Source organism: Citricoccus sp., assembly GCF_035445025.1.
GTDB lineage: Bacteria > Actinomycetota > Actinomycetes > Actinomycetales > Micrococcaceae > Citricoccus.
This window is the reverse complement of sequence record NZ_DAOMPX010000009.1, coordinates 62861-81868: the sequence shown is the minus strand read 5'-3', so window position 1 is coordinate 81868 and position 19008 is coordinate 62861. Positions and strand designations below refer to the sequence as shown.

The following is a 19008-nucleotide window of genomic DNA, read 5'->3' as shown; positions in this document are numbered from 1 at the left end:
GGCATCGCGGCCCACGGGATGTCCGTGGTCGAGCTCCGGCGCGAGGGCAGGGGCCAGCCGTGGGAGTACGTCCGCGGCGGGCGGCGCAACCGCCGCATCACCGGCTTCACCCCCTTCGCGGTGGACGGTCCGGCCGCCGGCTCGGACCTGCTCAAGACCGTGGAAGACCCCGAGGGCACCACCGTGCTGGGCACCCTGAACAACTGCGCCGGCGGCACCACCCCGTGGGGAACCGTGCTCTCCGGCGAGGAGAACTTCAACCAGTACTTCGTCGGCACCGGTGCCGCCGAGGAGCGCCGCATCGGCATCAAGCCGGGCCCGACGGAGCGCAAGTGGGAGACCGTCCACGCTCGCTTCAACCTGAACAACGAGGGCTACGCGAACGAGGCCAATCGCTTCGGCTGGATCGTGGAGGTCGACCCGGAGGACCCCACCTCCACTCCGGTCAAGCACACCGCACTGGGCCGGTTCAAGCACGAGGCCGGCACCGCGGTGCTGTCCCGCGACGGTCACGCGGTGGTCTACTCCGGCGACGACGAGCGCAACGACTACCTGTACAAGTACGTCTCCCGGAAGAGGTACCGCAAGGGGGACAAGCGCCACAACATGACGCTGCTCTCCGACGGAACCCTGTACGTGGCCCAGTTCCGCGGGGACTCCCCGGAGTCCGAGATCGACGGATCCGGTGACCTCCCCTCCGACGGCGCCTTCGACGGCCGCGGCCGGTGGATCCCGCTGGTCCGGGGGAACCGGTCCCTGGTGAAGGGCATGACCGTGGACGAGGTCCTGGTCCACACCCGCCTGGCCGCGGACCGGGTCGGTGCCACGCCGATGGACCGCCCGGAGGACGTGGAGACCAACCCGGTCACCGGCAAGGTGTACATGGCCCTGACCAACAACTCGGACCGGACCGCGCAGACCGCGGACGAGGCCAACCCGGTCGCCGGCAACCGTGACGGCCACGTCATCGAGATGGTCGAGCGCCGCGGTGACCACACCGCCGAGCGGTTCTCCTGGAACATCCTGCTGCTCGCCGGCGATCCCGCGAAGTCCGAATCGGCGTACTTCTCCGGGTTCCCGGCGGAGAAGGTCTCGCCGATCTCCTGCCCGGACAACCTGGCGTTCGACTCCGAGGGCAACCTCTGGATCTCCACCGACGGCGCCCCCGGCAAGATCGGCTTCGGCGATGCCCTGCACAAGGTGACCCTCGAGGGCCGCAACCGGGGCCGCGTGGAGCAGTTCCTCTCGGTCCCGGTGGATGCCGAGACCTGTGGCCCGGTCATCCACGACCGCGACAACTCGGTGTTCGTCAACGTCCAGCACCCGGGCGAGGACGGCGAGTGGGGCAAGCACACCTCGTACTTCCCGGACTACCTGCCGGCCTCCGGCCCGGTGCAGGTGCGGGACCGGGTCGCCGTGCCGCGCCCCTCCGTCGTGCAGGTCTTCTCGACCTCCGGCAACAACGGCACGGGCAGGGGCCGGCGCCACTGACCTGAGCCGACACCCGGGCCGACCCCGAGCGGTGCACGGATCTCCTCCGTGCACCGCTCGGCCGTTAACCTGCTGATCAGCCTCCCTCCGTAGGATGTGCCCATGGAGCACTCCCCGGACCCCACGCCCGCCCTGGATTCCCTGCAGGTTGCCCGCACCGTCACCGACGCCCTGCTCGAGGGCGGACTGCGCGAGGCCGTCATCGCGCCCGGCTCCCGCTCCGCCCCCCTGGTCTACGCCCTGGCCGAGGCCGAGAAGGCCGGGCGGGTGCGCCTGCACGTGCGCATCGACGAACGCGTGGCCGCCTTCACCGCGCTGGGCCTGTCGCTGGCCTCGGGCCGGCCGGTCGGCGTCGTGACCACGTCCGGGACCGCGGTGGGCAACCTGCTGCCGGCCCTGATGGAGGCCGACCACGCGGGCGTGCAACTCATCGCGCTGACCGCGGACCGTCCGGTGGAGCTGCAGGGCACCGGGGCCAACCAGACCACCGCCCAGGACGGGATCTTCCCCCTGCACGTGCGTTTCTCCCAGACGCTGTCCGGAGACGTGCCGGCGCCCGAAGGGTCCGACGAGATCCCCGCCTGGCTGGCCGCCGAGGCGGCCCGGGTCTCCGGTCCGGACGCGGACCCGGTGGCCGCCGCGCTGCGGGAGCACCGCGAGCACCTGGCCAGCACGGTCTCACGCGCGCTGCTGGCGGCCAACGGCTTCGACACCGAGGACGTCGAGGGCTTCGGCGGGGTCCCCGGGGTGGCCGTCCGCGAGTCCGCCCCGGGCCCCGTGCACCTGAACCTGCGCTTCCGGGACCCGCTGGTGCCGGACGCCTCGGACGTTCCCGAGCCAGGCTGGGACGCCGGCGCCGGCGAGGAACTGCTCACCGGACCGGACGGGGACCTGGTCATCAGCCCCGTGGACCTGAGCGAGCAGCTGGACCTGGAGGTCTCGCGACTGCACGAGGCCCGCACCGTGGTGGTGGCCGGGCACGGTTCCGGACCGCTGCCCGCCGCGTTCGCCTCGGCGCTCGGGCTGCCGCTGTTCGCCGAGCCGGGGTCCAACGCGCGGTTCGGCCCCAACGCGATCGGTGCCTACCCGCTGCTGATCGGATCCGCCGGGGGGCTGGGGGAGGACTCGCACCCGCTGGCCGGGCGCATCGAGCAGGTCATCCTGTTCGGCCGGCCCACCCTGACCCGCCAGGTCACCGCCCTGCTGGGCCGGGAGGACCTGCACACGGCGTTCCACCAGCCCGAACCGGTGGCCTGGTTCGTGCCGGGCAGCCGGCGCGAGCGCCCGGTGGAGGACCTCGAGGAGCTCGCCGTCGTGGCCGGCCGCGGGCCCACCGGCTGGCTGACGGACTGGCAGCGGGCCGGCCACCGCGCCCAGTCCGCCCTGGACGAGGCGCTGGCCACCCGGCACGACGACGTCGGCCACCCGGGAGCGCTGCGCACCGGACAGCTGGTGGCCACCACGGTGGCGGGCCCCCTGGTGCTGGGGTCCTCGTCCGTGATCCGGGACGTGAACCTGTCCTGGCGACCGCCCACGGCCCCGGCCTCGGTGGTCTACGCCAACCGCGGGCTGTCCGGGATCGACGGCACGGTCTCCACCGCCAGCGGCATCGCCCTGGCCACCGGCCGGCGCACCGTGCTGCTGTGTGGGGACCTGACGCTGCTGCACGATGCGGGCGGGTTGCTGGTCGGGCCCGGGGAGGCCGAACCGGACCTGGACATCGTGGTGGTCAACGACCGCGGCGGGGCGATCTTCGCCGGCCTGGAGCACGGGGAGGTGGCCGGGCGCCCGGGCATGGGCCCGGTGGTGGAACGGTTCTTCGGCACGCCCCACGCGGTGGACGTGCGGGCGCTGTGCGCGGCCTACGGCGTGGAGTGGGCGCCGGTCACCAGCGAGCGGGACCTGATCGCCGCCCTCGGCCTGGGCAACCCGGTCCGGGGGCGCCGCGTGCTGGAGCTGCGGTCGGACCGGGCCGCCCGGCCGGAGGTGCGCCGGCTCGTGGAGCAGGCGGTGCGGGACAGTTTCTAGCGCAGCGGGTCGAACGGGGCGATCGCCGGGTCGGTCCGGCCGGTGAGCATCTGCTCGGCGAGCAGCCTGCCGGTGGCCGGGCCCAGCACGACGCCCCACATGCCGTGACCGCCGGCCACGAACACGCCGGGGGCGCGGGTGGCGCCCACGATCGGCAGCCCGTCCGGGGTCACCGGGCGTGAGCCGACCCACTCGTCCTGGCGGTGGTCCAGGTCCACCCCGGTCATCAGGTTCCGGGCCTGGTTGACGATCGCCTGGATCCGGCGGGGCTGCAGCGGCTCGTCGGGCCCGCGGAACTCCATGGTGCCGGCGATCCGGAACCGCCCCTGGTACGGCGTGCAGGCGATGCGCTGGAACGGCAGGTACACCGAGTGCCGCGCCGGCTGCTCGGTGGCCACCGTGAACGAGTAGCCGCGGCCGGCCTGGACGCGCACCTTCACGCCGAGGCCACGCACCAGCCTCGGCAGCCAGGCGCCGGTGGCCACGACCACCGCGTCCGCGCCCAGCGCCTCGCCCGTGGAGAGCACGACGCCGGGATGGGCCCCGCCGGTCGTGATCGAGGTGACCTCGGCGTCGGTGCGCAGGGTCCCGCCCCGGGCCACCACGGAGTCGGCCAGGGCCTGGACGAAGGGCCCGGGCTCGATGAACCGCTGGCCGTCCAGGCGGTAGACCACGCCGACCGCGTCGGAGAGCTGGGGGGCCAGCTCGCGGGGGTGCTCCACCCGCTCGAGCGGCACGTCCTGCCCGTGCCGGACGACGCCCTCCACCTCGCGCAGGAAGCCGGTGGCGTGGCGCTCCTCGGTGAACCCCACGATGAACGGCCCCTCGCGCGTCCACGAGTCCACCCCCGAACCGGTCAGCTCGTCGAAGGCCTCCAGGGCCATCCGGTCGATCGGGGTCAGGGCCGCCATGGTCCGGTCCCAGGTCCGGTGGCTGGCGTGGGCCATGAACCGGGCGAAGAAGGACCACGTCGCCGGGTCCCAGCGGGCCGGGACGTGCAGGGCGGCGTCCGGGTCCAGCAGCGCGGTGGGGCCGTAGGTCCACAGCCCGGGCTCGGCGAGGGGGATGGTCTTGCCGGGGGAGAGCCAGCCGGCGTTGCCCCACGAGGACCCGGCGGCCACGCCCTCCCGGTCCAGGACCGTGACGTCCACGCCCCGTTCCTGCAGATGCCAGGCCGTGCTGAGGCCCACGATTCCAGCGCCGATGACGAGTGCAGTGTTCATGCTGACCAGCGTGACAGATCTCACCTAGTCTGGGGGTGACAACGGCGGAATCCTCGCGTTCCGCCCAGAAATCGAAGGATTCCACCGTGCCCGACGAGATCGACCTGGCCCTGCTGCGGGTCCTGCAGCGCAGCGGCCGGATGCCCTTCAGCGAGCTGGCCACGCGGGTGGGGATCGCGGAGTCGACCTGCCACAAGCGGGTCCGGGCACTCGTGGCCTCCGGCGCCATCTCGGGCTTCCACGCCACCGTGGACCCGGTGGTGCTGGGCCTGGGGCTCGAGGCGCTGATCTCGATCCGCCTGCACTCCCACGCCCGGGCCGGGCTCAAGCGGTTCCAGGACTACCTGGAGCGGTTGCCGGCCACGCAGCGCGTGTACTTCGTCTCGGGGGACCGGGACTTCCTGCTGCACGTGGCGGTGCAGGACGCCGCCGCCCTGCGCACGCTGGTGTCCGAGACCCTGAGCGTGCGCGAGGAGGTGGCGGCCACGAACACGTCGGTCATCTTCGAGCACGCCCCGGGCCGGCTGGCGGACTGAGCTCGGACGGGACGGCCCCGGCGCGCAGGCCCAGGGCCTGGAGCATGGGCCGCATCTTCGCACCGGTCTCGGCCAGCTCGGCCGCCGGGTCCGAGGCGGCCACGATCCCGCAACCGGCGTAGAGGCGCACCGTGTGCTCGTCCTCGACGACCGCCCCCCGCAGCGCGATGCCGAACTCGCCGTTGCCGTTGCCGTCCAGCCAGCCCACGGGACCGGCGTAGAGGCCCCGGTCCAGGCCGTGCTCCTCGGCCTCGAGCCGGTGGATGAGCGCGGCGGCGGCGTCCCGCGGGGTGCCGCACACGGCCGCGGTGGGGTGCAGCACCTCGGTCAGCGCCAGGGCACCGGGCCCGGTGCGCCGGACGCCGTCCGCGCCCACCAGCCGCGCCGTGACGTCCGTGGCGAGGTGCCAGACGTTGGGCAGCTCGAGGACGAACGGCTCCTCGGGGGCCTCGAGCGCCGTGGTGAAGGGCCGCAGACGCTCCGTCAGGGAGTCGACGGCCAGGCGGTGCTCGTGACGCTGCTTGCGGTCCTCGACGAGGTGCCGGCGGGCGTGGTCGGCGCCGTCCGCGCCGGACGGCGCGCCGTCGCGGTCCAGGGTGCCGGCCAGCACGCGGGCCCGGGCCGTGTCGCCGTCCACCTTGACGAGCATCTCGGGCGTGGACCCGATGAGCCCGCCCACCGAGTAGGTCCAGCAGTCCCGGTACTGCTCCGTCAGGGTGCGCAGCACCTGCGGGACGTCGACGGCACCGGTGACCACGGCGTCCCGGGCCAGGACGAGCTTCGTCAGGGTCCCCGCCTCGATCTCCCGCACCCCGCGGGCGACGGCCTCGCGGTACCCGTCCGCGGAGATGGCGCCCTCGGTGAGCTCGAGGGCGGCGGTGGCCGGCCGGGGGCGGGCCGGGGCCGCGAGGAGGGCGGTCAGCCGCTCCTCGGCCTCCCGGACGCCGGGGCGCCAGCCGGCGGCCGCACGCGCCGCGTACTCGGGGGAGTCGAGGTCCACCTGCCAGGACAGCCAGGTCCGGCCTCCCGTGGACCCGACGACGAACTCGGGGACCACGAGGACCGAGTCGGCGGGGCTGTCGTCGGCGAAGGCGAACGCGGCGAAGGCGAGGGGGGCACGGCGGGGCAGGCCGGCGTCGGGCAGGGTGGTCCGGGACGTGTCCGCGGCCTCCGCGGCCGTGGCGGCCATCCACCAGCGCCGGGCGGCGTCGAAGCGGCCGGGCCCGGTGGTGGTGAACCGGGCGGCGGTGCCGAGTCCGACCATCCCCTCACCGAAGCGGATCCAGGCGCACTCGTCGCCGGAGACCAGCAGGTCCGCCAGGGCCGCGCCCCCGGGGACGGGGCGGGCGGAGGTGACGGACGCCAGTCGCGGTGGGGGCGCCCCAATACCGGGGGTGTTCATGACCCGTCAAGCCTACCGGCCCGGCAGGGTCCGGCCGGTCTGGGAGAATGGCCGGGTGGAACCTGCAACGAGAACCCGGGTACTGATCGCCGGGGGTGGCCCGGCCGGGGCGACGGCGGCCTGGCACCTGGCGAGCGCCGGCGTCGAGGTCATCGTCCTGGAGAAGACCGCCTACCCGCGGGAGAAGGTCTGCGGGGACGGGCTGACGCCGCAGGCGGTGCGCGAGATGAACCTGATGGGCCTCGCCCACGCCCCCGAGGACGGCTGGCAGCGCATCCGGGGCCTGCGGCTGGTGGCCGGGGGCCGCGCCGTGGAGGTGCCCTGGCCCCAGACGGACACCTGGCCGGACTACGCCCTGGTGCGCACCCGCAACGACTTCGACGAACTCCTCGCCGCCCACGCCCGCGCCGCCGGCGCCACCATCCTGGAGCGCCACTCGGTGAGCTCGGTGCTGCGGGACGGGGCCGGCACCGTGACCGGGCTGCGCGCCGAGCTGCTGGACGGCCGGGGCCGGAAGACCGGCGAGTCCCGTGACTTCCACGCCGACGTGGTGATCGCCGCGGACGGCAACTCGACCCGCACCGCCGTATCGGCCGGGCTGTCCAAGCGCGACGACCGGCCCATGGGCGTGGCCGTGCGCGCCTACTACTCCTCCCCGCGCCACGACGACGAGTGGATGGAGTCCTGGCTGCAGCTCCCGGACGCGGACGGCAACCTGCTGCCCGGCTACGGCTGGCTGTTCCCCCTGGGGGACGGCACCGTCAACGTGGGGCTCGGCATCCTGGACACCTCCCCGCAGTTCGGCAAGCTCGACTACCGCGCCATCCTCAAGGACTGGAGCGGGGCCCTGACCGAGACCTGGGGGCTGAGCGAGCAGACCCGGGAGTCGAGGATCCTGGGCGCGGCCCTGCCGATGGGCTTCAACCGCACCCCGCAGCACGTGCCCGGGATGCTGCTGGTGGGGGACTCGGCCGGCATGGTCTCCCCCTTCAACGGGGAGGGCATCTCCTTCGCCATGGAGGCCGCGCGGCTGGCCGCGGACGTCACCGTGAGCGCCCTGCGGCGCGCCACGCCGGCCGGCCGCGAGGCCGAGCTCGCCCGGTACCCGCTGCTCACCCACGAGACGTGGGGCGGGCACTTCGCCCTGGGGTCCTCGTTCGCCCGGCTCATCGGCCACCCCGCCGTGCTCAGGGCCGCCCTGGCCACCGGCATGCGGACACCGGCGATGCTGCGCCGGGTGGTGCAGGTGATGGCGAACCTGGTGGACGCGGACGGCACCGCGCCGGTGGACCGGCTGGTGCGGCTGCTGGAGTCCGCGGTCCCGGCGGCCACCACGCTGGGGCCCGATGCCTCCCGCGAGGTGAAGGTTGGATAGGCTGTCCCGGTGACCTCTCCTGAACCCGACGTCTCCGTGGGCAGCCTCGCGCTGCCGCCCGGCTTCGAGCGCCTGGCCGAGAACGGCGAGCTGCTGGCCACGGTGGCGACCGCCCTGGACCGGGTCGAGCAGGAGCTCGCCGAGGCCGTGGCGAACGCCGACCAGCTGGCCGACCTGACCAGCCGCCACCTGCTGGAGGCCGGCGGCAAGCGCGTCCGTCCCCTGCTGACCGTGCTGTCCTCCCTGCTGGGCGACCCCGGCGTCGGCACCGGGCAGGTCGGCGAGGTGTCCGCGGCGGTCCGCTCGGCCGCCGTCGTGATGGAACTGACGCACCTGGCCACCCTGTACCACGACGACGTCATGGACGAGGCGCCCGTGCGCCGCGGGGCACCGGCCGCCCACGAGCTGTGGGGCAACTCCGTGGCCATCCTGGCCGGGGACCTGATCTTCGCCCGGGCCTCGCAGCTGATGGCCTCGCTCGGGCCCGAGGCCGTGGCCATCCAGGCCCGCACCTTCGAGCGGCTCGTGATGGGCCAGTTGTGGGAGACCGTGGGCCCGCAACAGGACCAGGACCCCCTGGAGCACTACCTGCGCGTGATCTCCGGCAAGACCGGGTCGCTCATCGCCGCGGCCGGCCGCCTGGGCGCCTTCTTCGGCGGCGCCGACGAGGCCACCGTGGACACGCTGGAGGACTACGGCGAGAAGGTCGGCATGGCGTTCCAGCTGGCCGACGACGTGATCGACCTGACCAGCGCCTCGGCCACCTCGGGCAAGGTCCCCGGCACCGACCTCAAGGAGCGGGTGCCCACCCTGCCGGTGCTGCTGCTGCGCCAGGAGGCCGCCCGCGGGGACGCCGCGGCCCGGTCCGCGCTGGAGCTGGTGGACGGGCCGCTGGACACGGACGAGCAGCTGGCCACCGCCGTGGCTGCCGTGGCCGCGCACCCGGTGATCGAGTCCGCGTGGGAGATCACCCGCGGCTGGGCCGACGACGCCCGTGCCGCCCTGGCCCCCCTGCCGGACTCGCCCGTGAAGGACGCCCTCGAGGCCTTCGCCGACTACGTGGTGCGCCGCGACGCCTGAGCCAGCACGTCCTCCAGGGTGATGGCGAGCTCCCGGGCCTTCAGGGCCCGGACCTCCGGCTCGACGGCGTGCCGCATCTGGCGGTAGAGCATGTCGTCACTCCAGCGCGGGAACACGTGCAGGTGGTAGTGCCACACGTGCTGGTTCCCGGCCGGTTCGTTGTGCTGGCGGGTGGAGATGCCCTCCGGCCCCCAAGCCCGCTTCATGGCCAGGGCCACGTGACGGGCCATCAGCGCGATCCTCTGCAGCACGTGGTCCGGGAGCTCGTAGAGCGTCTCGTAGTGCCGGGCCGGGGAGATCATCGCGTGCCCCTCGTACGGCCCGAAGCCGTCCACCGCGATGAACACGATCACGTCCTCGTCCTGGTAGACGAGGTCCTCGAGCTCGCAGCGGTTGTCCGGGTCGGACACGTCGCCGTCGACCAGGCCGCAGAACGGGCAGACATACCCTTCGGGGGCGTGGGACGGGATCACGCGTCCTCGCCCTCCTCCTCGAAGGTCCACTCCAGCAGGTCCAGGGTGAACTCGCTGAAGGTGCCGCCCTCGCAACTCCACTCGCCGTGCTCCTCGTCCGCCCCGGTGGTGCGGCGCCAGACCAGCGGGTCCGGCAGGGAGACGTCCGCGACCGGCAGCCCCCAGACGGTGCTCTCCTCGGCATCCTCCAGGAACATCAGGTACCCGTCCCGGACGTCCAATTCGTCGGCGTCCCAGAAGAAGTGCCCGGTCTCCAACAGGTCCGGGCAGTTGCCCAGGGCCTGGTGGAACTCGTAGAGCGCCAGCGGGACGCGGAAGGTGCCGCCGGCGGCCTGCGCGGCCTGCGCTGCGGGCGAGGCGGACAGCAGGGCGTCCAGTTCACCGGCCTCCAGGCCGTCCTCGGGTGACCACGGGGCGTCCAGGTGGGCGGGGACGAGGTCCTTGAAGCGGGCGAGGAAGAGGGGTTCGGCAGACATGGTCCTCAGTCTAGGCTCCGGCCCCGACCGGCCGGCCCCGGCCCCGCGCCGGCCGGCGCCCCGCCGGGTGCGCTCCGCGGACCGGGGTGCCGTGGAGCCCCGCCCTATCTCTGCCGTGGGCGGCGCCACTACGCTCGTCGTCATGACCATCGAGTACCGCCTGGACCAGCATCGCACCCTGACCACCGACCTGCCGGGCCCGCGCTCCGCGGCCCTGGCCGCCCGGCGCGAGCGGGTGGTGGCCGCCGGGGTGTCCTCCGGGCAGCCGTTCTACGTCCAGGACGCCGACGGCGGGATCCTGGTGGACGTGGACGGCAACGCGTTCATCGACCTCGGGTCCGGCATCGCCGTGACGAGCGTCGGCGCCTCGGCCCCCGCCGTGGTCGAGGGCGTGCGGGAGCAGGTCGGGCACTTCACCCACACCTGCTTCATGGTCGCGCCCTACGAGGGGTACGTGGCCGTCTGCGAGGCCCTGGTCGAGGTGAGCCCGGGGGACCACGCCCAGAAGGCCGTGCTGTTCAACTCGGGTGCGGAGGCCGTGGAGAACGCCGTCAAGATCGCCCGCATCGCCACCGGCCGCTCCGCCGTCGTGGCCTTCGACCACGGCTACCACGGCCGGACCAACCTCACGATGGCCCTCACCGCCAAGAACGCGCCCTACAAGGGCGGGGACGGGACCACGTTCGGCCCCTTCGCCCCGGAGGTCTACCGGGCCCCGATGAGCTATCCGTTCCGCGAGGAGAACCCGCAGATCACCGGCCACGAGGCCGCGGAGCGCGCGATCCGGATGATGCAGAGCCAGCTCGGCGGCCGGAACGTCGCGGCGATCGTTATCGAACCGGTCCAGGGTGAGGGCGGGTTCATCGTCCCGGCGCCCGGCTTCCTGCCGCGACTGGCCGAGTACGCCCGCGAGCAGGGCATCGTGTTCATCGCCGACGAGGTGCAGACGGGGTTCTGCCGCACCGGGGCGTGGTTCGCCGCGGAGCACGAGGGGATCGTCCCGGACCTCATCACCGTGGCCAAGGGCATGGCCGGAGGCCTGCCGCTGGCCGGCGTGGTGGGCCGGGCCGAACTGCTCGACGCCGTCCACGGCGGTGGCCTGGGCGGCACCTACGGCGGCAACCCGGTGGCCTGCGCGGCCGCCCTCGGCGCGATCGCCACCATGCGCCAGGAGGACCTGAGCGGCCGGGCCCGGCGGATCGAGGAGATCGTCCGTCCCCGCCTGGAGGCCCTGGCCGCCCAGACGGGCGTGATCGGGGACGTCCGCGGCCGCGGCGCCATGCTCGCCATGGAGTTCGTGCGGCCCGGCACCCGTGAGCCGGACGCGGAGATCGTGCAGGGGATCATCGCCGGCTGCCGGTCCCAGGGCGTGGTGATCCTCAGCGCCGGGACCTACGGCAACGTCATCCGGCTGCTGCCGCCGCTGGTGATCGGCGAGGACCTGCTGCTCGAGGCGATGGACGTGCTCGAGGCGGTCGTCCGCGACGCCGCGGGGTGATCCCCGCCCGGGCTGCCCGGGCCCGGGATCACCCCCGCGGCTGCCGCCGTGCGGCCCGCAGCGAGTCCCAGCTGAGCACCAGCAGGGCACACCAGACGAGGATGAACCCGGCCCACCGGCCGGCGGTCATCTCCTCACCGAAGACCAGCAGCGCCACGAGGAACTGGATCACCGGGGTCAGGTATTGCAGCATGCCCATCACGGACAGCGGCAGGCGCCCGGCGGCGGCACCGAAGAGGATCAGCGGGATGGCCGTGACCAGTCCGGAGGCGGCCAGGATCCAGAAATGACCGGCACCTTCGGAGAGCAGGGTGAGCCGGCCCGATGCGGACAGCCACCAGACACCGGCCGCCATCACGGGGACCAGGACCACGGTCTCGGCGGCGAGCGAGGACACCGGGTTCACGGAGACCCCGAGCCGGTTCTTGGCGATCCCGTAGCCCCCGAAGCTCAGGGCCAGGCCCACCGCGAGCCAGGGGAAGGACCCGTGACCGACCACCATGACCGCTACCGCGGCCACGGACAGGCCCACAGACACCCACTGGGCCGGGCGCAACCGTTCGCCGAACATCACCACGCCAGCCAGGACGGACACGAGAGGCAGGATGAAGTAGCCCATCGCCGCCTCCAGGGTCTGCCCGGAGACCACCGCGTAGGTGTAGATGGCCCAGTTCGCGCCGATGAGCACCGAGGCGAGGGTGGTGGCTCCCAGGCGGCCCGGGCTGCCCAGGAGCCGGCCGACCTCGTGCCAGCGACGCAGGGCGAACAGCAGCACGGCGCAGGTGACCAGGGTGAAGCCGATGCGGACCAGGACCACTTCCAGCGCGGTCGCCGGGGCCGTGGCGGCCACGTACAGCGGCAGCCCGCCCCAGAACAGGTAGGCCCCCGCCCCGTAGGCCAGCCCGCCCGGGGTGACGGGACGCTGGGCCGTGGTCACTGCGAGGCGCCGTCGTAGAAGGTCTGGACCGTCATGACGGGCTTGCCCGTGACGAGCAGCTGGCCGCGCCCCGGGGGCAGCCTGCGCGCCTTGACGCCGTTGATGAGGCTGCCCTCGCCCTTGTCCCCGGACAGGATCAGCGCGGAGGTCCCGTTGTCCCGCAGGGTGGAGAAGAAGGTCTCGTACATGCCGCGGGAGGACCCGCGCACGCGCCGGGTCAGCACGTAGTTCATCCTCAGCTCGGCGGCCATCGGGATGAACGGGACCAGCGGCGCCAGCGGGGACTGGCCCCCGCCGACGGTGAGGATGTCGTAGTCGTCGATCAGGGCGACCATCCGGGCGCGGCGCTGGGGGACCGACTGGTCCTGGCCGGGGTCCTGGCGCTTCTTGATCTCCTGCAGCACGGCGTTGGTCAGCTGGGCGCCCACGGCCGCGTTGGTGGCGTAACCGCCCAGGTAGTCCTCCGGGACCTCGTCACCGAGCACCCGCCGCGGGTCCCAGACCACGAAGAACAGCTCCTCGTCGGTGTGGGTGGCGGTGAAGCGGCGGATGACGTTGCGCAGCAGGTTCGTCTTGCCCGTCTCCTCGTCGCCCATGACGATGAGGTTGCGGTCCTTGTGCTCCAGGTCGAGGCACTCGGTGCCTAGGTCCAGTTCGCGCAGCCCCAGCGGGAGCAGGCCCTGCCGTTCGGGCGTGGGGCAGGTTGCGGCCTCGACGACGCCCGGCAGCACCCGGACCTTCATGGCCGAACCGGTGGTGAAGGACCCGACCTGGCCGACCAGCTCCCTGAGCCCGTCGGTGACGGAACCGGGTTCGGCCCGGCCGTCGATCCGCGGCAGGGCCACGTGGGCCTGCAGCCCGGCCGGGGTCAGGGCGCGCCCGGGGGCCTCCGGATTGACGTTGTCCGCCAGCCTGCGGTCGATCGTGGACTCGCCGGCATCGGTCAGGCGCAGTTCCAGCCGGTGCGTGAAGAAGGACTGGTGGGTGGAGCGGACCTCGTTGTTCCGGCTCACCGTGGTGACCACGTGGATGCCGTAGCCGCCGCCGCGGGTCATGATCGCGGTGACCTTGGGCACGAGCTCCTCGAACTCCTCGGCGAACTGGCCGTGGCCGTCGACCACCAGGAAGATGTCCGCGCTGGGCAGCTCGGGCAGGCGGCCCTCGGCGTGCATCCTGCGCATGGTCGGCAGGGAGTCGATGGCGTACTGCTCGAAGATGCGCTCGCGGTGGGCGAGCATGCCCGCCACCTCGTCCACCGTGCGGGTGATGACCTCCCGGTTGGTGCGGATGGCCACCCCGCCCACGTGCGGCAGCTGCTGCAGGGGCAGCATCCCGGCCCCGAGCAGGTCGACGCAGTAGATGCCGACCTGGTGCGGGGAGTGGGTCAGCGCCAGCGCGCCGACCAGGGTGCGCAGCGTGGTCGACTTGCCGGACTGCGGGCCGCCGTGGACCAGCAGGTTGCCGGAGCCGGCGGTGAAGTCGATCTCCCACAATCCCTGCCACTGGCGGGCGGGGTCGTCGAGCAGGCCGATGGGCACGGTGAGGTCGCCGCCGGCGGGCAGCCGCAGTCCGTCGCCGGTGTTCCTCGGCTCGCCCACCGCCTGGTCCAGGGTGATGGCCGGCGGCAGCGGCGGCAGCCAGATCGGCTGCACCGAACGGGGGAAGGTGCGCAGGGTGTCCATCATGGTGGACATCACCGTGGGTCCGGTGGTGCGGCGGGCCGGGCCGTCCTGCGTCACGGACCCCGCCGGGGCGGCCCCGCCGGTCCCCGCGGCGGTGCGGGCCTCCTCGAGCACGAGGGCGTAGTCCGTGGCCCGCAGCACGGGCGGGACCTCGTCCGCCGGGTCGGGGACCTCGGCCTCGTCCTCGAACACCTCGTCCTCCATCGGGCCGGAGACATAGCCGGCCTTGAACCGCGAGTACACGGTGGTGTCCACCTTGAGGTAGCCGTACCCGGGCAGCGGGGGCAGGTGGAAGGCGTCCGGGGTGTCCAGCACCGTGCGGGACTCGGACTCCGAGAGGGTGCGCAACCCGATCCGGTAGGACAGGTAGGTCTCCAGACCGCGCAGCTTGCCGGCCTCGATGCGCTGGGAGCTCAGCAGCAGGTGTACGCCGATCGACCGGCCGATGCGCCCGATGGACAGGAACAGGTCGATGAAGTCCGGGCGGGCCGTGAGCAGTTCGCCGAACTCGTCGATGATGACGACCAGGTGGGGCAGCGGCGGCAGCGGCCTGTCCTGCCGGCCCGAGGCCAGTTGCTCCTCGCGGTGGATCTGGTAGTCGGTGATGTTGGCGATGTTCCCCGCGGACCTCAGCACCTCCTGCCGGCGCAGGATCTCCCCGTTCAGGGAGGCGTAGACGCGCTCGATCAGGGTCAGGTCGTCCGAGAGGTTGGTGATGATGCCGGTGACCTGCGGGGCGCCCTCGAACGGGGCGAAGGTGGCCCCGCCCTTGAAGTCGACCAGCACCATGGCCAGCACCTCGGGGGAGTGGGTGGCCAGCAGGCCGAAGACCAGCGAGCGCAGCATCTCGGACTTGCCGGAGCCGGTGGCGCCCACGCAGAGCCCGTGCGGGCCCATCCCCAGTTGAGCGGCCTCCTTCAGGTCCAGCAGCACCGGCTTGCCCTTCTCGTCCGGCCCCAGGGGAACCCGCAGGAAGTCCGCGTGGGGACGCGGCTGCCACAGCCGCTCGACGTCGGCCCGGTCCAGCTGCGGGGACAGCTCCAGCATCTGCAGGAAGGACCGTGAGGCGGCGGTCTCCGCCCCGGTGCGCTCGAGCGAGTCCAGGGAGAGCCGCAGGGGCGCCAGCTCGGAGACGATCCCGGCCGCGGTGTGCTCGTCCAGCGGGTCCAGCCCGCCCTCGGTGCGCTCGGGGCTGCCCTGGTCCCGGGTCCGGTCCTCCAGCAGGAAACCGGTCCGGCCGTCCGGGCGCGGGCCCTGGCCGGTGAGGCGCAGGGAGACCTCGGAGGGTTCCTGCAACCGGTCGGCGCACAGGTGCAGGGCGGTGATGCCCCGGGCCTGGAGGCTGAAGTGGGAGTCGCCGAAGTCCAGGTCCTGGGCGTCCGCGCCGTAACCGTCCACCACCACCACGAGCCGGGACAGGGTGGGCGGGCCGGAGGTGAGCTCGGTGCCGAACCGGGTGTTCTCCCCGGCGGCCTTGGAGCGGTACTGCAGGTCGGCGTCGAGCAGTTCCAGCAACGAGCCCGCGTCCGGGGCGATGAGCTTGACCGCGCCGGTGAAGTGCTGGGCGGAGGTGTCGTCCAGGTGGGGGAGCAGTTCGAGCCAGTCCCAGTCCGGGCGCCGGTGACGGGGCGTGATGACCGCGATCCGCAGGTCCTCGGGGGACTGCAGGGCCGCGGCACCGGTCAGCAGGGACCGGGTCACCTGCAGGACGAACTCGCGCGGGCCCACCACGGAGATGTTCCCGGCCGAGTCCAGCGGCACGGTGACCGGCATGTGCGGGGCGGCCTCGAAGCGGCGCTGGAGCACCTCGGCCTCGCGCACCATGAACTCGTCCTGGATGGCCGTGGCGGTCTCCAGCAGGTTCACGCCGATGTCCCGGGTGGGCAGGTGCCCCGAACCGATGCGGCAGCGCAGGAAGTCCTCGTGGTAGCGGCGCCGCTCCCAGAGCCGGGCCGGGTCCCGGACGATGTCGAACAGGGCGGCCGGCGGCGGGCTGGCGGTCCGGGCGGCCTGCTGCGCCTCGATCTCCTCGTCCCGCAGCCTCGCGCGGGTGCGCTCCAGGTACCGGGTGTAGGTGTCCCGCAGGATGGTGCGCTGCCGGTTGGCCTTGCCCCGTGTGGAGATGAACATGGCCACGCCCACCACCACCGAGACCATCATGGCGATGGCGCCCACGGCGGCGAACGGGCTCTGCCGGAACGTCATCATCACCATCATCGAACCGCCGGCGGCGAGCATCGGCAGGATCGTCATGATGCTGCCGCCCCCGGCCTCGGCGGCCGCGGGGTCGACCGGCTGGGGGCCCTCGATCGAGAACGGCCGGAACCGGCGTGCCGGCGCGGACGTCCGCGCCGGGCGGTGGACGACCTTCTGGCTCACCGGTGCCCTCCCCGCGCCGGACCGGCCCCGTTCGCCAGGCCCAGGACACGGCCGGACAGCTCGGCCACGGCCATCCGGTTCTCCGGACGCGTCAGTGGCAGGGACACCCCCACCCCGGTGGCCAGGTGCCGGTCGTGGCGCAGGGCCACGGACAGCACGCCCACCCGGCTCAGGGCCGCGGCCTGGGCGAGCGGGTCCAGGACCCCGGCCGCGTCGGTGGCGACGACGGCGGCCGCCACCGGCACCGAGGACAGGAACGGGTCCTCCCGCCAGTGCCGCAGGTACCCGGTGGCCTCGTCGATGCCCGCGGGGGTGGCCGGCGTGACGAACACGGCGGCGTGGCTGCGGGCCAGCGCCGCGGCCGCGTCCGGGGACTGCGGCCCGGTGGGGCAGTCCAGGACCGTGACGGGGAAGTACCGGGAGAGGCCGGAGAACAGCGCGGTGGTCGCCGCGTCGCCCAGTGGGTGGCCGGCCACCCGGGGCCCGGTGTGGAACAGGTCCTCCCCGGACACCGCCATCCGGGAGCCCACCTCCTCGAGGGTGGCCGAGGTCATCGCGGACAGTTCGGCCGCGAGCTGGTCCGCGCCGGGGGCGGGCACGGACAGGGTCGTGCTGCCCAGGCGCAGCCCGAGGGAGCCCAGGGCGGGATCCAGGTCCACGGCGGCCACCGGCTCGGGGCGCAGCGCCGCGAAGGTCCGGGCCATCATGGCGCTCACCGTGGTCTTGCCGGCGCCGCCGCGCAGGGACACCACCGCGATCCGGCGCCCGGTGGTGACCGGGGCCTGGATCACCCGGGCGTGGGCGGCCATCCGCTCCGGGGTCGGGTCGTGCCGGAACAGGGCGCCCAGCGCGCGGGCCGAGCGGGCCCACAGGGACAGGGCTGGCCGGCGGGCGTACTGCCGGGCCGCCCGATCGGCGACCGGCTCGAAACCGGTCAGCGGGTCGTCCTGGCCGCGGGCCACGTCGGACCGCAGGTCCACCGGGGTGGACCACCGGGCGTCTGCGGAACCGGGGAGGGGGCGGTCCGGGAGGGGGCCGGCGTCGGTCCAGGGATCGTTCAGGCGGGTCATCAGAAGGTCTCCAACAGTGAGGCGTAGATCCCGAAGTAGCCGATGAGCAGCGGGATGACGGCGAACAGGGCCAGGCCCTCGAGGGTGTCCCCGGTGCGGCGCACCCGGGCCTGCGCGTGTTCCGGGAGGGTCACCGAGAGACCGGAACCGGTCAGCAGGGCGAGGCCGAGCAGGACCACCAGGAACACGGCGTCGGCCTCGGGCAGGAAGTCGACGGCCAGCCGGACCAGGGCCAGCACCCCGGTCGCGGCGGCCAGGTACAGCGGGATGCGCTGGGCCGCCAGCGGGAAGGACCGCGCCCGCAGCCCGACGGCCAGGGCCAGGAACGCCAGCATCGGCAGCGAGAAGGCGTGCCCGCGGGTGTCGGTGCCCACCAGCCACACGGCCAGCGCCAGGGACACCGCGCACGCGACGGCGCTGGCGATCAACCCGCCGTGGGCCGATTCGATGGCCCGCCGGGCGTCCGTGCGCAGCACCGGCCGGCCGCCGGCCTGGCCGTCGTCCAGCCCGGCCAGCCCGGAGGCGCCCAGGGCGATCGTCGGCAGCAGGCCCAGCACCAGCAGCGTGACGACCCCGGCGATGCCCGCCGCGCCGACGGTCACCTCCGCGTCCCTGCCGCCGATGGCCCACGCGGCGACCGCCGGGGCCACCGCCCAGGTCAGGGTGAGCCCCCCGGTCACGGCGGCGGCGATGAACATGGACAGGGGCCGGCGGACCACGAACCCGAGAAACCCGAGCACGAGCGCGGTCAGCGCCCCCAGGCCCACCGCCAGCCATGGGGTGTCCAGTCCCAGGCGCACGAGCCCGGTGGCCGCGAACAGCGCCCCGGTGCCGGTCAGGGTCCCGGCGACCGCCCGCATCCGTCCCGGGGCGGCCAGGGACGCGCCGGTGACGAGCAGCACGGCGGCCACGCCGAAGCAGGCCCACCCGGTCCAGGCGTCCTCGGCCAGGAAGCGGTCCAGCAGCCCGACGACGGCCAGCCAGGCCCCGAGGGCGGCGAGCACCCCGCAGACGAGGAACCGGTAGGTGTCCGACCAGCGTCCGGGCACCGCGTCGGTGGCATCGGAGACGGTGTCGTTGAGGTCGTAGATGATCGGGGCCGGCGGGGCCTCGGTCTGCGAGACCAGTGCGAGGCGCTCGCCGTCGAGCACCCCGGCCTCCGCGAAGGTCTGCACGGCGGGCACGGTGTCCCCGTCGGAGCGCACGAGCACCTTCGCGCCGAGGGACTCCCGGGGCCGGTCGTCGAGCACGTCGAGGATCTGCGGCATCAGCGCCCCGACGGGGGTGTCCGAGGGCAGCAGCAGGTCCGCGTTGCGGCGCTCGCCGGACAGGGAGATGCGCGTGTAGGGGTGGGGCAC

The 19008-nt window shown here is 73.7% G+C and carries 14 protein-coding genes; 6 read left to right on the top strand and 8 right to left on the bottom strand.

Annotated elements, in window-relative coordinates; genetic code table 11:
* Positions 1–1491: PhoX family protein (locus tag PLJ28_RS05235; RefSeq protein WP_324589947.1), on the top strand; the 1491-nt coding region annotated here is incomplete at its 5' end.
* Between the two features lie 102 nt (positions 1492–1593).
* Entirely contained in the window at positions 1594–3519 is a 1926-nt protein-coding gene (gene menD, locus PLJ28_RS05230) for a 2-succinyl-5-enolpyruvyl-6-hydroxy-3-cyclohexene-1-carboxylate synthase (protein ID WP_298044839.1), read from the top strand.
* On the opposite strand, the gene PLJ28_RS05225 is transcribed toward menD, so the two are convergent.
* A complete protein-coding gene (locus PLJ28_RS05225) occupies positions 3516–4742 on the bottom strand; it encodes an NAD(P)/FAD-dependent oxidoreductase (protein ID WP_183527697.1) in 1227 nt (408 codons plus the stop codon). The two genes, menD and PLJ28_RS05225, sit on opposite strands and share 4 nt — an antisense overlap.
* 86 nt (positions 4743–4828) lie before the next feature.
* Between PLJ28_RS05225 and PLJ28_RS05220 the strand changes: the two genes are divergently transcribed.
* The gene (locus PLJ28_RS05220; protein WP_183527695.1) at positions 4829–5278 is read left to right on the top strand and encodes an Lrp/AsnC family transcriptional regulator; all 450 of its coding nucleotides are present in this window, start codon (positions 4829–4831) and stop codon (positions 5276–5278) included.
* Here the strand turns inward: PLJ28_RS05220 and PLJ28_RS05215 are convergent.
* Complete coding sequence (locus tag PLJ28_RS05215) at positions 5241–6680, bottom strand: isochorismate synthase (RefSeq protein WP_324589946.1); 1440 nt, start codon at positions 6678–6680, stop codon at positions 5241–5243. The two genes, PLJ28_RS05220 and PLJ28_RS05215, sit on opposite strands and share 38 nt — an antisense overlap.
* A 55-nt stretch (positions 6681–6735) precedes the next feature.
* Here PLJ28_RS05215 and PLJ28_RS05210 point away from each other — a divergent pair, with 55 nt between their 5' ends.
* Complete coding sequence (locus PLJ28_RS05210) at positions 6736–8055, top strand: geranylgeranyl reductase family protein (protein ID WP_183527691.1); 1320 nt, start codon at positions 6736–6738, stop codon at positions 8053–8055.
* A gap of 9 nt (positions 8056–8064) precedes the next feature.
* Entirely contained in the window at positions 8065–9135 is a 1071-nt protein-coding gene (locus PLJ28_RS05205) for a polyprenyl synthetase family protein (RefSeq protein WP_183527689.1), read from the top strand.
* Here the strand turns inward: PLJ28_RS05205 and PLJ28_RS05200 are convergent.
* Positions 9111–9608, bottom strand: coding sequence for an HIT family protein (locus PLJ28_RS05200; protein WP_183527687.1), 498 nt, complete (start codon positions 9606–9608; stop codon positions 9111–9113). The genes PLJ28_RS05205 and PLJ28_RS05200 overlap by 25 nt on opposite strands.
* Positions 9605–10084, bottom strand: a complete 480-nt coding sequence (locus PLJ28_RS05195; protein ID WP_324589945.1) for a hypothetical protein — start codon at positions 10082–10084, stop codon at positions 9605–9607. The genes PLJ28_RS05200 and PLJ28_RS05195 overlap by 4 nt, the downstream gene beginning before the upstream one ends.
* Before the next feature lie 142 nt (positions 10085–10226).
* Between PLJ28_RS05195 and gabT the strand changes: the two genes are divergently transcribed.
* On the top strand, positions 10227–11582 hold the full coding sequence (gabT, locus tag PLJ28_RS05190) for a 4-aminobutyrate--2-oxoglutarate transaminase (RefSeq protein ID WP_298044836.1): 1356 nt from the start codon (positions 10227–10229) through the stop codon (positions 11580–11582).
* Positions 11583–11610: 28 nt separating this feature from the next.
* Here the strand turns inward: gabT and rarD are convergent, their stop codons facing one another.
* From rarD to eccD, 4 genes are read right to left on the bottom strand one after another with little or no spacing between them, the layout of a single operon-like run.
* Complete coding sequence (gene rarD, locus PLJ28_RS05185; RefSeq protein ID WP_183527681.1) at positions 11611–12519, bottom strand: EamA family transporter RarD; 909 nt, start codon at positions 12517–12519, stop codon at positions 11611–11613.
* Complete coding sequence (gene eccCa, locus PLJ28_RS05180) at positions 12516–16580, bottom strand: type VII secretion protein EccCa (RefSeq protein WP_298044835.1); 4065 nt, start codon at positions 16578–16580, stop codon at positions 12516–12518. Before eccCa ends, rarD begins: the two co-directional genes overlap by 4 nt.
* Complete coding sequence (locus PLJ28_RS05175) at positions 16577–17650, bottom strand: nucleotide-binding protein (RefSeq protein WP_183527669.1); 1074 nt, start codon at positions 17648–17650, stop codon at positions 16577–16579. Before PLJ28_RS05175 ends, eccCa begins: the two co-directional genes overlap by 4 nt.
* Complete coding sequence (gene eccD, locus PLJ28_RS05170; RefSeq protein WP_183527667.1) at positions 17650–19008, bottom strand: type VII secretion integral membrane protein EccD; 1359 nt, start codon at positions 19006–19008, stop codon at positions 17650–17652. The genes PLJ28_RS05175 and eccD overlap by 1 nt, the downstream gene beginning before the upstream one ends.